Origin of the sequence: Bacillus sp. BB51/4 (genome assembly GCF_008368845.1) — a bacterium.
Classification (GTDB): domain Bacteria; phylum Bacillota; class Bacilli; order Bacillales; family Bacillaceae_G; genus Bacillus_A; species Bacillus_A wiedmannii.
Map to the genome: position 1 here is coordinate 482,472 of NZ_QOSC01000013.1, position 14,964 is coordinate 497,435.

12 protein-coding genes and 3 pseudogenes are annotated in these 14,964 nt (G+C 31.9%); 11 read left to right on the forward strand and 4 right to left on the reverse strand.

The features are described from left to right. Positions 1 to 138: 138 nt before the first annotated feature. From DN392_RS19700 to DN392_RS19710, 4 genes and pseudogenes are all read left to right on the forward strand, one after another. Positions 139 to 1,170, forward strand: coding sequence for an alpha/beta fold hydrolase (locus tag DN392_RS19700; protein ID WP_000721360.1), 1,032 nt, complete (start codon positions 139 to 141; stop codon positions 1,168 to 1,170). A gap of 213 nt (positions 1,171 to 1,383) precedes the next feature. Next, positions 1,384 to 1,950, forward strand: a pseudogene (locus DN392_RS19705) (MFS transporter); the annotation flags it as partial. Beyond that, a pseudogene (locus DN392_RS31285) lies at positions 1,941 to 2,153 on the forward strand (ABC transporter permease subunit); the annotation flags it as partial. The pseudogenes DN392_RS19705 and DN392_RS31285, both read left to right, overlap by 10 nt. Before the next feature lies 1 nt (position 2,154). Then, positions 2,155 to 3,156, forward strand: a complete 1,002-nt coding sequence (locus DN392_RS19710; RefSeq protein ID WP_048566449.1) for an ABC transporter permease subunit — start codon at positions 2,155 to 2,157, stop codon at positions 3,154 to 3,156. Positions 3,157 to 3,200: 44 nt separating this feature from the next. Here the strand turns inward: DN392_RS19710 and DN392_RS19715 are convergent, their stop codons facing one another. Further along, on the reverse strand, positions 3,201 to 4,901 hold the full coding sequence (locus DN392_RS19715) for a pyruvate oxidase (protein ID WP_048566448.1): 1,701 nt from the start codon (positions 4,899 to 4,901) through the stop codon (positions 3,201 to 3,203). An 82-nt stretch (positions 4,902 to 4,983) separates the two neighbouring features. Then, the gene (locus DN392_RS19720; RefSeq protein ID WP_048566447.1) at positions 4,984 to 5,721 is read right to left on the reverse strand and encodes a ZIP family metal transporter; all 738 of its coding nucleotides are present in this window, start codon (positions 5,719 to 5,721) and stop codon (positions 4,984 to 4,986) included. Between the two features lie 135 nt (positions 5,722 to 5,856). On the opposite strand from DN392_RS19720, the gene DN392_RS19725 reads away from it, so the two are divergent. From DN392_RS19725 to DN392_RS19735, 3 genes are all read left to right on the forward strand, one after another. After that, positions 5,857 to 6,645 carry a class I SAM-dependent DNA methyltransferase gene (locus DN392_RS19725; RefSeq protein WP_048566446.1) on the forward strand — a complete coding sequence of 263 codons (789 nt, stop codon included), beginning with the start codon at positions 5,857 to 5,859 and terminating at the stop codon, positions 6,643 to 6,645. A 48-nt stretch (positions 6,646 to 6,693) separates the two neighbouring features. Further along, a complete protein-coding gene (locus DN392_RS19730; protein WP_061672466.1) occupies positions 6,694 to 7,323 on the forward strand; it encodes an immunity protein Imm33 domain-containing protein in 630 nt (209 codons plus the stop codon). A gap of 112 nt (positions 7,324 to 7,435) precedes the next feature. Then, a complete protein-coding gene (locus DN392_RS19735) occupies positions 7,436 to 8,302 on the forward strand; it encodes an MBL fold metallo-hydrolase (RefSeq protein WP_061672467.1) in 867 nt (288 codons plus the stop codon). Positions 8,303 to 8,476: 174 nt separating this feature from the next. On the opposite strand, the gene DN392_RS19740 is transcribed toward DN392_RS19735, so the two are convergent. Together DN392_RS19740 and DN392_RS19745 are read right to left on the reverse strand one after the other, a co-directional pair. After that, positions 8,477 to 9,418, reverse strand: coding sequence for a nucleoside hydrolase (locus DN392_RS19740; RefSeq protein WP_131233622.1), 942 nt, complete (start codon positions 9,416 to 9,418; stop codon positions 8,477 to 8,479). Between the two features lie 33 nt (positions 9,419 to 9,451). After that, on the reverse strand, positions 9,452 to 10,054 hold the full coding sequence (locus DN392_RS19745; protein ID WP_088321197.1) for a DUF2441 domain-containing protein: 603 nt from the start codon (positions 10,052 to 10,054) through the stop codon (positions 9,452 to 9,454). A 218-nt stretch (positions 10,055 to 10,272) separates the two neighbouring features. On the opposite strand from DN392_RS19745, the gene DN392_RS19750 reads away from it, so the two are divergent. From DN392_RS19750 to DN392_RS19765, 4 genes and pseudogenes are all read left to right on the forward strand, one after another. Continuing rightward, complete coding sequence (locus DN392_RS19750) at positions 10,273 to 10,758, forward strand: DUF2798 domain-containing protein (protein WP_048566443.1); 486 nt, start codon at positions 10,273 to 10,275, stop codon at positions 10,756 to 10,758. Positions 10,759 to 10,936: 178 nt separating this feature from the next. Beyond that, complete coding sequence (locus tag DN392_RS19755) at positions 10,937 to 11,362, forward strand: DMT family transporter (protein ID WP_000676422.1); 426 nt, start codon at positions 10,937 to 10,939, stop codon at positions 11,360 to 11,362. Position 11,363: 1 nt separating this feature from the next. After that, positions 11,364 to 11,642 (forward strand): annotated as a pseudogene (locus tag DN392_RS19760) (DMT family transporter); the annotation flags it as partial. 1,305 nt (positions 11,643 to 12,947) lie between these two features. Continuing rightward, entirely contained in the window at positions 12,948 to 14,177 is a 1,230-nt protein-coding gene (locus DN392_RS19765) for a helix-turn-helix domain-containing protein (protein ID WP_001097926.1), read from the forward strand. Positions 14,178 to 14,964: the final 787 nt, after the last annotated feature.

Consider the following 14,964-nt stretch of genomic DNA (forward strand, 5'->3'; position numbering starts at 1 on the left):
CGGAAAGTTAAGAAGTGTATGGGATATTAAGAATGTGCAAAAGATCAAGGTGAAATTGTTGTATATTTATATTTTTTTGAGGTAGTTTTACTGAACTAAATTGATGTTTTTATAAATTTAAAAGAAAGGAAACTACTTATGAAGAAGATAAAAAAATTAATAAAACTTATTGGAGTCATCATTTTACTATTATTAATCGTAGCACTAATATTTCCTACATGGACCTCGCAAATAAAAGGGAAAAACAGTATAAGTACATTAGAGCAAGTAGAGATAAATGGAAGTGATCATGAAATTATGATACGCGGAAAAGATAAGAACAATCCGGTTATTATTTTTGTACATGGTGGACCAGGTACTTCAGAAATACCATATGCGCAAAAATACCAAAACTTATTGGAAGAGAAATTCACAGTTGTTAATTACGATCAAAGAGCGAGTGGGAAGTCGTATCATTTCTTTGAAGACTATTCGAATCTTACATCAGATCTTCTTGTAGAAGATTTGTTAGCTATGACAGATTATGTTTCAAAACATCTTGGTAAAGAAAAAGTAATATTGGTTGGTCATTCTTACGGTACATATATCGGAATGCAAGCTGCCAATAAAGCCCCTGAAAAATATGAAGCATATGTTGGCATAGGGCAAATGAGTGATACAGTAGAAAGTGAAATGGATAGTTTAAACTATGTGATTGAACAGGCACAAAGTGCTGGGAATACAGATGAGGTTGCCTATTTAAATGAGTTGACTGAAAAAATTAAAAATGGCGATACATACACTCCGAGGAATTATGTTGCAAAATATGGTGGAACTTCGAGACTTATTGAAAATCCAGATGGTGATAATGTGGGGATGTTATTTAGTAATGAATATAACTTACTTGATGTAATTCGTTATAACATTGGAGTATCAAACTCTCAAACTGTCTTATTAGAAAAAGATTTAAAGAATCCATTGCCTACTAAAGTAACTAAGCTGAAGCTACCGTTTTATTTTCTAATGGGAAAATACGACTATAACACCTCATTTCATGCAGCAAAAACATATTTTGATTCAATTGAAGCAGATCAAAAAGAATTTATTACTTTTGAGAAATCAGCTCATTATCCGCAATTTGAAGAGAAGGAAAAGTTTTATGAGTGGATGTCCGATACATTTCTAAAATAAATAAAATGTATCCAAGCTTTAGAGAATTAATAAAGTTAGCTAGAAGTAAAAAGATCTTAGCTACATATCATTACGTGAAGCGAAGTTAAATAAAAAGACTCTTGTATAAAAGACAAGAGTCTTTTTATAATGTTCTCTATATAGAAGGAAAAGATTGGATAATGGTCGGAAAATATAATATAACTTCCAAGAAATGACTGAAAAAATAAAATTTTGTCGAGGGAAAGGGTTAGAAGTATGAAAGAAATGCTACAGTTATTTCGCAACAAAGTGTATGCACGATTTTTTCTAGCGAATATTTTAGAGCGACTCGGTTCTATGATTGCTGGAATTTCTTTAATGTTTTATTTGTTAGACCAGTACGGAAAACAACCATTTTACGCAACGATGACACAAATTATGATGGCATTACCTGCATTAATCTTTTTTCTATTGGTAGGGACAGTAGTGGATCGTTTTGATAGACAGCGTATTTGTACGGTAAGTAACATATGTTGTTCGCTCTGTAATATCGGAATTCTAATTTCGCTTTATTACGGGATGATTATACTCGTCTTTATATTTTTATTTTTGGAAAATGCATGTATACAATTTTTCTCTCCATCAGAACAGTCGATGATACAAGGAGTAGTTGAATCAGACCAATACGGTGCAGCAGCAGGTGTGAATCAAATGGTAAATAGTTTATATGCTTTGTTTGGTGTAGGAATTGCAACGATGGTGTACTGGACTTTTGGAATATACGGGAGTATTTTAGTAAATACGCTCACATTTATTATGCGAAAACAAATATTTTATTTATGCTTTCAAATTTATATATTATCGAATGGATTTTCAATACATATGGAATGTTTGTTTTTGTAAAAGAAAATTCTAAATTAGAAATATTTACAGTGAGTCTAGTTATATTATACGTGCCGCTTTTTATACTATTTCGTATATTACATACGCTTTTACAAAATGTTATAAAGGAGCGTGTGTAATATGTGGCAAGTTGTAAAAAGAGATGTGAGATTTTGGATAGGTATTACTTTTTTGAGTGTACTAATGATTGTTAGTATTGGATATACGGTGTTTTTTGATGGGAATATTCGCGAACTTACGATGATGTATAACGAAAAAGGGGAACTAGAGGCAGCTCCATTTTCACCATCGGGTAAATTTTGGTTTGGAAGTGATGTGAAAGGCCGCGACCTTGTTCAATTAATAATAGAAGGCGCGAAATGGACAGTTGGAGCGAGTATAATTATAGCGATTTTACGAGTTATAGTTGGAGGGGGAATTGGTTTACTTCTTGGTATGTATGGCAAACGTTCTTTTCCAGTTATTGCATCCTTTTTTGATCCTTTTAGTATTGTACCGATGGTTATGATTTCTTATTTTATGTTAAATGAAGTTTTAACGTTTGATAGTGGAGCAGAAGTTGTGCCGTTATATTTGCGTGTGGCATTTCAAATTATAGTACTTGTATGCCTTGCTGTACCAACAGTTATGTTGTATGTAGCGCAAGAAGTAAAGTATATTAAGAAAGAAGAATTTATGTTGGCAGCTACTGTGCTCGGCGGAAGTAAGTGGCATAGGTTGAAGCACCATATATGGCCGCATATGTTACCATCATTTCTTTTATTAGTAGCTCAACAATTTGTAAGTGTGTTATTACTTCTTTTGCATCTTGGATTACTTAAGTTATTTTTTGGCGGGACGATATTATTTGGATTAGATGCAGATAGTGTAACAAAAGAATGGACTGGTCTAATTGGTCAAAATTTTCGGCACTTAACTACACATACTTGGATAGTACTTATACCAATTGCTTTCTATAGTATGACGATCTTGTCAGGCAATCTAATCAGTAATAGCATGCAAGATGCGATTAAACTAGGAAATATAAAAAAACCTAAGAGCAAGGATAAAGAAGTAAAGGAAGAGAAACGAGTACAAACTAATGTGAATGATTTTTCTTTCTATAGAGAGGTACAAAAATAAAAAAGATAGCTGAAGACAAATCGTTTTCAGCTATCTTTTTTCGTTTAAAGTGGTGGTAAATCAATCTTACCTTCTTCAAATAATTCTTTTATCATATGCTTCGTATAACCAGCGGCTTGACCAAAGGTGATTTTTGCTGGCATTGGTGCTTCATTTACATCTACAACTACATCAATAATACACGGACTATTTTGTTTTACCGCACTTTCGAAAGCAGGAAGTAGTTCATCTACATTCTCAACACGGTATCCAATACCTCCGCACGCCTCTGCGTATTTTGCAAAATTAGGGTTTGTTAAGTCTGTACCAAATTCGATATTCCCCATAACTTCTTGTTCGAATTTAATCATGGCGATTTTATTATTGTTTAAAACGACGACAACGATTGGTAGTTTATATTTAACAGCTGTTACGAAATCGTTCATTGTCATTCCAAAACCACCGTCACCACAAACCGCAAATACTTGTTTATCCGGGAAAGCAATTTTTCCAGCAAGTGCACCAGGTAAACCGCAGCCGAGTGTTGCGAGCCAGCTAGAAATAATAAATTGCTGATTTGTCATACGAAAGTGCCTTGCTGTCCATACTGTTACATTTCCGACATCGACTGATAATATTGCATCATCATGAGCTACTTGTTGCAGTGCATGCATAACGCGTTGTGGTTTAATTGGAGTAGAAGAATCTTCTTCTTGATTGTGTAATTTTTCTTCCCACTTTTTCATCATGTCTTGGTGATTCTCTAAGAAGGAATGGTCCTCGTGTTTTTCTACATTTTCAATTAACCATTTTAATGTTTTATCAGCATCACCAGCTAAGCCAATATCTGTTACGTAACGTTTTCCGATTTGGGCAGGATCAGTATCGATATGAATTGTTTTTGCTTTTTCGGGCAAGAAACCTGTGAACGGATAGGATGTACCAATCATAATTAAAGTATCCGCATGTTTCATTGCTTCATAAGAAGGTTTCGTTCCAATTAATCCTAATCCACCGATACAAAGTGGATGTTCATCAGGAATAATTCCTTTAGCTGGCAATGTAAGTACGATTGGAGCACCAATATGTTCTGCGAATGAAAGTAAGGATTCTCTCGCGTGTTTCGCACCTTTTCCAGCTAAAATTACAGGCTTTTTCGCTTCATTTATTGCGAGTTTGGCAGCATGTAAATCTTCTTCTTGCGGAAATAATTCAGGTAATGTAAAAGAAGTATTTGTAACACGAGCACCACTTTTCACTTCGAATTTCGGAACATCATCTGGAATCGTAAGAACAGATACACCTTTTTTTGTATAAGCCATTCGAATCGCTTGATTCACGACAGCAGGCAACTGTTCTGCTGACATAATGCGCTGGTTATATACCGCAACATCATCGAATAATCTTTCTAAGTTTACTTCTTGGAAAAAATCCGTCCCGAGTAAATCTGTTTCTACTTGACCTGAAATTGCTAGAACAGGGGCTTTATCGAGTTTAGCATCATATAAACCATTTAATAAATGAATAGCACCGGGCCCTGCGATTGCCATACAAACGCCGAGTTTCCCTGTTAATTTCGCATAGGCAGCTGCTGCAAGTGCACCAGCTTCTTCATGGCGCACTTGAATAAATTTGATTTTATCTTGTTTTTTTCGTAAAGCTTCAATTATAGAATTGATGGAATCTCCAGGCATTCCGTATATATGTTCTACTCCCCAGTCAATTAAAAGGTCAACTAGAGCTTCACCCGCTGTTTTCCCAAACATAATTTTTCCTCCTTATAATTAGGTAGATACTATTATGTTTTGGAGAAAAAGGAAAAATATACAAATGATTATATTATTATCTTTAATGATGACCAGCGAATAGTGTAAATACTGTTATTAGTAAAAATCCACTAGTTGCCCATGTTAAAAATGTCAGGAAAGAGAGCTGTCTCTTTGCTTTCCAAAGCATTTCATGAATTGTAACATAGCCAAGTGAACCGATTGCACTTCCCATAATGAGCCCTTGTAAATGTAGGGCTTTTCCTTCCATCAAAATTCCGAAAACAGTACCGGTACCGAGAATAAGTGAAAGTAATAAAGTCGTTAATAAAAAGGAAATATATTTATGCTTTGTAAAGAGAAAGGGGATAATTAATGCTAATCCTTCTGGAATATGGTGAACGACAATTGCTATTAAAAAAGGAACTGCAGATTCAGCATGATTAATAAAAGCTGTACCTAAAGCAAATCCACTCGGCAAATTATGAATAAATATAGCAAAAGAAAGAAAAAGGAAAGTTTGCCACGCTTGTTGATCTTTTTTATGTATCATTGGATGGTGACAATAGTTATCTAATAAGCTCATAACTAAAATACCGATAGCTATACCAAGTATAGGCCCAATTATTTCATAGCTTGCAAATGTTTCAGGAATTATTTCAAGGGATAAAAGCCCAAGCAAAATCCCTCCACATAATGCGTATAAACGATGCATTTTTTCTTCAATTAGCTGGTTCGTAGCAATGCCAACAGCACCGCCTAATAGTAATCCACCAAATGAAAAAAACGTAACAATCATTGGAATCCATAATCGTTCCATAGTATCACACTCCGATTCTTCCACTTATTTTTAGCTTACGAAAAGGAAAGTTAGATTAGTCCAATTAATTATGTTTGATTATAGAGAAAAAACTAATAATTCGTTATAATTTATATATTAAATTTAAATGGAAATATGAAATGGGGAATACAGTTGCAAACAAAATGGAGTCTATCTGAATATGAAAATCCAAAACGATATGATATAGAAAATAAAACTTTGTCAGATTTTCCGTTCTTACTATCATGGGCACAAAAACTAAGTATACAAAATGAATGGATTCTAGATATCGCCTGCGGAACAGGAAGGATTACAATTCCATTTATAGAGGACGGATATCAAATGATTGGTGTAGATATACATGAAGGTATGCTTGCTGAAGCGAAGAGAAAATCTATGGATTGTAAAAAAGTAAAATGGCTACAACAAGACTGTTTACAATTAAAGATTGAAGAAATAATTCCGTTAGCATTTATGGTTGGTCATGGATTTCAACACTTTCTTACGAATACAGATCAAAATAAATTATTAACATCTATTCATCATGTGTTAGCTGATAATGGTATATTCATATTCGATACACGTTTTCCTTCAAAAGAAGAATTAATACAACCATCTACAGAAGAATATTGGACAACTATTAGTGATGAAAAGGGAAGAAAATGTGATTTATATACTGAAATGACATATGATTCAATTCAGCAAATACAGCACTACATAACAACAAGAAGGTTTTATGAGGGTGATGTGCGAGTAGAAGAACTGAAAACAACGATTGATCTTCGCTATACGTATCCGCAGGAGTTAGAAAGATTATTAGTAGCGAATGGCTTTGAACTATTACATGTATATAATGATTGGAAAGGAAATGAGTTAGGGGAAGATTGCTATTCTATGGTAGTAGTTTGCCGGAAGAAAAAATAGTGTTATTTTTAAAATATGAGTGTGAAAAGCTTTTAAGGAGAGAAAAAGATGACTTGGTACTTAGATAATGTTTATGAAATAAATAAAGAAGCGCCCTATACATTCTATCTTCCTAGCTCAGAAGTTTTGGAGAAATTAAAGGTTGGAGATTTGGTAAAGTTAATTTTTGTAACTAAAATCGAAGACGAAGATGGGTTTCATGGTGAACGAATGTGGGTGGAAATCACTGAAAGAAATGAGAACAAGTTTGTAGGGGAACTGATCAATGAACCATATCGTTTAGATTTAAAAATAGGTGATAAAATTTCATTTGGAATTGAAAATATATGTGATACGGAATATAATGATCCAGCTTCAAAAGATTGGGATTTTTATTTTGATACGAAGGTAATTGTTAGTGATGATGTACTTGAAAAAAGAGAATTTAACTTTATGCTTAAAGAGGGTTCAAGAGAAGAAGGTGACTCTGGTTGGTCAATATTGAGTGGCTATGAAAGTGATGACTATGTCAATAATCCTAAAAACTTTCAAATTATTTCAATTGGAGTCATTTTGAATATAGATGATTCTATTTTAAACTTTCTTGAGGAACCACCTTTATGTGCATATGAAAGAAATGATGAAGGTAGGTTCTATAAGATTGAAGACTATGATTGGGATGCTTATTTAAATGGATAGATGAAGTTACTTTGTTTTAAAGAAAGCGATATATATTATTTCATGCTATGTGCTGGATGAAGGTTTTACAGATAATAATTGAAGAGAATAGTAATAAATGGAGGGGTTTGTAATGCAGCAAATAAAAAAAATAGGAAACTCATTTTGGTATATGACACCTGTTTCGGAAACAGATAGACCTATATTAGGAATGGTTGTTGGACAAGAAAAAACTTTAATGATTGATGCAGGGAATTCAGAAGAACATGCACAATTATTTCTAGAAATGCTACAAGAAAAGAATGTATCAAGACCTGACTTCGTAGCATTAACGCATTGGCACTGGGATCATATTTTTGGATTGCCTGTACTACAAGATGCATTAACTATTGCGCATGCTGAAACGAAAAAAGAAATGCAGTCACTAGTATCTTATGAATGGACAGATGAAGCGTTGGACGCACGTGTAAAAGAGGGTACTGAAATTGCATTTTGTGCGGATTGTATCAAGAAAGAGTTTGAAGAAAAAGCGAGAAATATTAAAATCATTCCTCCGGCCTTAACATTCCAGGATCAAATTGAATTAGACCTTGGTGAAGTTACATGCGTGTTAAAACATGTCGGCGGAGATCATGCACATGATTCAGTTGTTATTTACGTGAAAGAAGAAAAAATCTTATTTTTAGGAGACTGTATATATGCAGATATATTTTCTTCAAAATGGAATTATACGACGAAACGAACGTTTAAATTAATTGAAGAATTGGAGTCATTTGATGCTGAAACTTATATTCTTTCTCATGGGACAGCTATAAGTCGGGATGAGTTTTTACAAGAAATACATTTACTAAAAACAGTAGGAACTTATACAGAAATTCATAAAGGCGATGAAGAGAATATAAAGGAAGCGTATAAACGAGATGTAGATAGAGAATTAAATGAAGATGAATTAGAAACAATTACGTTTTTTGTAAATGGTTATGAAATGAATAATCAGTAAGACACTACATTAATCAAATATAATTAAATTGCACAAAAAGAGTATTGAAAAGAGTATTGAAATTTAATTCAATACTCTTTTCAATAGTTAAATATGTAGTTTCAAACAAATTCTAAATAGGGGTTTATCGTCTGAAATAATGCCATTCTATTTATTTTTCGTATAGATAGTGGTTCAAGTGGAAGCTTTCTTCGCTAATTCAGTTATATAGTTAAAAAATCCATTGTGGTTTACATCATATACTACATTTACAGGTCGTCCGTCAACAGTTTCCACTGTACGCCCCTGGCTAGGTCCATATGTATGAACAATACTATTAATTGTTTGTAATTTTGCAAGGTCAGATTTCCCGATAAAGGCAGCAGTTAATACATCCCACAAATAGTAAGTAGAGTTCGTTGAGAAATGAACGAGGGGAGGCACCATTGCATAGCATTGACCAAGGAAATCAACACCAATATATTTACGCTCTTTTGCCCACTGTTCACGTATGTTAATAGTTAACGGAACTTGGTTTGTACTTTCTAGTGTCACTAAGTCGATTTTAATTTTTGATTCCCACACACGAGCTACTGCTTCAGGATCCCAAAACGAATTCCACTCAGCTGTTCCATCATGTTCTGGTTCATGTACATTGCCGGCAGTACGAAATGTTCCTCCCATCCAAACAAGTCGCTCAATTTTCCCCTCGATTACAGGTGCTTCATATAGTGCACGGGCTAAATCGGTAAGAGGCCCTGTAAATAATAAAGTTGTTTTCTCTTCAGTTTGTAGTAGGGTTTCAATTAAATGATGATGTGCAGTTTTTTCTGCTACGGGTGTTACAACTTTTCCAGACTCATTTAAAATGGGTAAAGCATCTACATAAAATGCATGCATCCGCCAGTCTTTTGGAAATGGATTTTTCGCACGGGAATTTGATGCAGCTACTTCAATATTTCCTTTGCCGAAGCGATCAATAATTTTGCGACTTGCAGACATTGCTGGTTCTAAATAGCAATCTGCAGGGATAACTGAAACACCTGTAAGCTTGACATTATCCATCTGGAGTAATAAAAATAGTGAAATTAAATCATCTACACCACCATCATGATTGAAGTACACTTTTTTCATCATTGTAATCTCCATCCTATATAATTTAGTTAGGAATTAAATATGAATTGTGGAAAAATCATCAATGATTTCCACCACTTCAATTTTTCCATTGATCAGTAACTCAGGAAGTTCATTATTTACATTTCCTTTCCAATAACCTCTAGCTTGTTCAATTTTTTGAGAGAAAGGAATACCATCTTCTTTCGGTAAAAGATTTCCGTCACCTTCAAAACAATGTCCAATTACTCGTAGTTTAACAATCTGCAAAACTTCCCGATTGTAAGAATCAAATAATGCTTTCCATTTTAAAGCATCTTCATAGCTCTTTGCAGCATATAAACAAGATAATCTTGAAGGGTATTCAGGAAATTCTTGTAGTCTAACCATTTCTACAATCGTTTCTCTAACGGCTCTAATTGTTTGATCCATATAATTCATAACTACTTTAGCATTTTCATTATTTATATGTAATTCTTCATTTGTATAATGTTCTTTTAAAATTTGCATGGAATCTTCACCGCTAGAATTCAAATGTTCCCTTTCAAAAAAGAAATGAAAGAGGGTATTCGTTTGATTTTTATCGAAATGAATGATTTGTCCAATATTCATTTTTTTCTTTGTTACGATGTGATATGCGAAAAAGTCTTGTTTATCCATGGTTATCCTCCTAGTAGTAACTATCAGGTATTACAAAGTTAAATTTAATAATTCAACATTGAGATATATAAAACCTTTATAAATGAAAGTAAGAATTTGAGCAGAAAGTAAAGATAATATATGATAACGCTTTAAATTTGTTCACAAAATGTTCACTTACGAAGAGGTTTCCATAATCGATATAATGACAAAGACTTAAAGAGAAAGGATGATAGAAATTGCCAACAACAAGAAAGGAAAACCTCCAATTTGGTATGATGATGTGCCTTGGGATGGTTATTGTAATGACGTTTTATAATTTATTACTGAATGGAGCAGGAGGGCCAATTCATATTAAGGAGATCGCATTAGAACTAATAATTGGATTCATTATTGCATTATTAATTGAAATATGTATCGTTGGACCTTGTGCGAAAAAACTTGTATTCATGTTACCGTTTGATAAATCGAAGAAAATAAATATTATAGTTGCGATGGCGACAGCTATGGTAATCGGAATGGTTTTCTTTATGTCTTTTTACGGAATGACTATGATGTATTTACATGGTGGATTACAAGGAAACTCATTTGTATCGATGTATTTTTCAATTTTCATTAAAAATTTCATTTTGGCGTATCCATTACAATTAATTATTATGGGGCCACTTGTGCGCTTCTTATTTGGAAAGTTTGTTATGAAGAATAAACCTGTTAATATAGCGTAGTTATAATTATTAAAATATTATATAACGATAAAGTAAAAAACACATCTCAAATATTTTGAGTTGTGTTTTTTATTGTTCATTTGTAGCTATTTTCATACTGATGTGACATTTGTCCTTTTGCTTTTATAGGATTATAGCGTTTAATTAAGTCAGAAATAGAAGGTTAGGAGATGATTTTTTGAAAGGTATTGTATTTGCTGTATTTGCTGGCGTATTTATTACACTTCAAGGTACATTTAATGCAAAACTTAGTTCACATATCGGTATATGGTCAACGAGTATTATAACGCATTTAATTGGATTCATTATTGCAACAACAATATTTTTGTTAAAGAAAGAAGAGAAAGTAGCGGATTTAAAGGATGTGAAAAAAATATATTTAGTAGCTGGTGCACTTGGCGGGTTAATTATTTGTGCAGAAACAGTAGCGATACATGCAATGGGAGTTACATTAACAGCTGGAACACTCATGGTTACTCAATTATTAACAGCAACTCTAATTGAAATGAAGGGATTATTTCAAATAAAAAAGATACAGATGGAGAGATATCATATTGTGGGAACAATAGTAATGATTATAGGTATTGTTGTATTTAATATGTAAATATTTGTTTTATGTAAGTGGATTGTTTGGCATCGGGTTAATTATTTGTATAATGGGTGCAATAAAGAGTTTAGGTCCAGCGTATACGGTGTTAATTAGCCTTATTACTCAATTAGTTGTTGCGTTATGTATTGATACATTCGGATTATTTGGAATGGAGAGCATTCCATTCCAAATAAATAAATTAGTTGGGATAGGTCTATTAATTGTAGGGGTAGGAATTTTTAAAAATCTATTTTCGAGTAAGAAAGCTATTCATATAAACAAGGATAGGGTCTAAAGAATTTAAAGGGGAAAGGTGTTAATGATTAGAATAATTACACTTAGCTCGAATGGCTGAGGAACAATTAACTAGCCAATATAGATTAGACTAAGTTAAAGAAATGAAAAAAGAAACTATATATAAAACGGTTTCTTTTTTACATAAATTTCAAGATTTTTGATGGTGAACTAGAAAAATAGCTTCTCAAATTCTTTTAAAATCATCCTTTAAAGTGAAGTTAATACCATGGGTATCATTAGATAACAAACCTCATATGATAAGTCAGAGGGTGTTTAAATAGCATTTCGTTTTTATTTATAGTATTTAATAAACTATAATACAACTTCATTTAAAGGTATTTTGATTCTTAATTAAAAATAAAGTGGAAAATTAAGAATATGTTTATGTGGTTCGGTATTAAAGCTAGGTAGCATAAAGATTAATAATACAAAGATGAACAACATATAAATAAAGTTTATTCATATGTTCTATCTCCTCTGCAATTCCTAGTATATTTGAAATCTATATATTTCTTCCTCATTCGTGGAAAATAAAACTAATGTTGGGACCAGTAATATTTGTGGGGATTAGATAAAAATAGTTGTCCCTATATCGCCAGAATTTTAAATATTCCATTCGTTTTTTATGTTTTCTTTTTAAATTTTTGTACTGATGATAAGATTCTTCTCTCAATTAGATCTTTAAATAACGTAGACCTATTTGGTGCTTGAATTTCTTCCAACGTGTACTTTCCGAAGCATAGTGGTTCATAAATAGTCTTATCATTGTCCTCTGTTGTTAATTTCCCGACTTTTTGTTATCTTTGTCTAAAATTTGAAAAACAGTAGGTTTTCAAATTTACATTTAAATTAGCATTATCTATTTTTGGAATTCAATTTGTACAAGTAATTGAATTGAAATTTTGATTGTTGGTTCTTGCGGTGGTACAGTATCTCCTGTTACTTTCGCTGTATTTTGAATCTTTTTTCCAGCTTGGTCCTCGCATTGAGTACCACTGTATTTTGTATGTTCTTCACTGTTTTCTCAAGTGTAATGATTAGATCTGGTAGAATTAAGAAATGACCTTCGTTCATTTCATTTTCTTTTCTTTTCTTTTCTACTCTGATATTTAGATGCTAATTATAATTAAATAATATATGATTTTCATAAAAAAGATATAGTAATATTTTGTCGTTAATTGTACTAATTTGATATTTTATAGTATTATTTGTCGTGAATTATACCTAGCAGAATATATTTTATGAAACTATAAAAGAAACAATGCGGAAATTTATCAAATAATTTACTTAAAAGGAGAATGTAATGAATACTTCTATCGATATACAACACTTGTGTGATCTTGCACATAAAGCATTTAATGCCCCTGTACATATTTTATCTACAGACAAAAAAATTTTATATCATTCTACATCTGATGATGTTTATAGTCCTTTTTATTCTTCAAAAGAAGAACATCTTAGTGATATTTATCAAGAAAACGATCCCTTTAACTTACCACTTTTCAGATGTAACAGCTATCTTGAAAATTTTGTTCTAATACATATAGAAAATCATGATCACATTAAAGGGACTATTATTATCGGTCCCACTATACATCCAAAAGGTTCAGATGATATGACCATAAAACTTCAAAAAGAATTTAAATCAAATGATAAAATTCAAGAAAGACTAGCCTATTATCAGTGTTTATCTGAGATTAAAAAAACTACATTAATTGATATGGGAATTTTATTACATTACATGATTTTCAATGAAAAGTTAGATGTGGGTATTGTTTTAGAAAAAAATAAAGTACTAGAGAAAGTTCCTAATAAAATTGTGAAACCTGATTTATATATTTTAAAACGCCGACAAAACAAACCTAAAACTCACAACATGGCATTAGTAAATGATTTCTTTTTGACTATCAAAGAAGGAAATAAAAAAAAGTTAATACAGTATATGTATGCAGTTTCACAAGAGGATGTTGAACTGATGTTAATAGAGGACCCGCTCAGGAACCAAAAAAACCTTGGAATTATTGCGATTACCTTAGCTACTCGATATGCGATAGAAGGAAACCTGCCACCAGATATTGCTTTTGCTCATAGTATTTTATATATACAAACTCTGGAACAATTAGATAACGTAGAATCTGCAAAGCGATTGTCAGGAGACGCTTTACGTACCTTTGCAGATCGTGTGAAAGAATTTAATGCACAAAAGTATTCATACGCGGTTACTACATGTATGAAACATATTAATAAAAATGTTTACGATGGAATAACTCTCAATGAACTTGCTAATCATTTGGAAATTACCCCTACTTATCTGTCTAAACTATTTAAAAAAGAAATGGGAATTACTTTAAGCGAATATATTCAAAGGGAACGAGTGGAAGAAGCAAAAAAATTATTAACTCTAACTACTTATTCGTTATCAGATATCTGTGCTTGGCTTAACTTTAATGACCAAAGTTATTTTACGAGGGTTTTCAAAAAAATTACTAGCATGACCCCTAGACAGTACCGTGAAAAATATACAATAATATAGGCTTGTTATCTGGTTTCAATGTAAAAACTTAAACATAGGTGTAAGTAATCTCTAAAACTTGAAAATACTGAGCTTATTACTCTAGAAAAAGTGTGTGATTTGTTTAGATAAGGAACTTGTATTCAAATAGACGTATAATCAACCTGATATTATCTTGTTAGCGGAACAGTTTCAATTTTCAGGAGTTGGCAAAAATAATGGAGAAACGAAGCTTATCTATTTTTTAAATAATAATTATGCGCTGGATTTATCAGTATAGTTCTGAATTAGACAAACGAGTCTGACGTCAGCTCAAACAAATAGCTTTTGAAGAGTCCATGAAACATATATCCAAGCAAAAGCACAATGGAAATGTTTATACCATATTGTTAACTTGAAACACTATTTTTCTAAAGAAAACAAAAAAACAGAAGGCTGCAAAGGATTTTTAAGAAAGCTTTGCAGCTATTTTATATTTTAAAATCTATGGTTATAACGATGGATAAGTTTATAGATTAATATCTCCATTTTAAATATTTATTAATGTTAATGTTAGAGTATATTTCGTAAAAATTAATAATGTAACATATATCACATGATATATCTATGTTTTATGCAATTATACATAACTAAATAAAGGTAAAAAAGTATAAAAAAACCTATTAAATTATTCTATAAGTATTTTTTCTAAAATATAATTTCTTGGTTAAGCTAAAATAGTTATTTTTTAACCATATATATATTAATTTGTAATCATTACAATTACAGAGGTGAAATTTTTAATTAATTATATTTGTATAATGTTTTT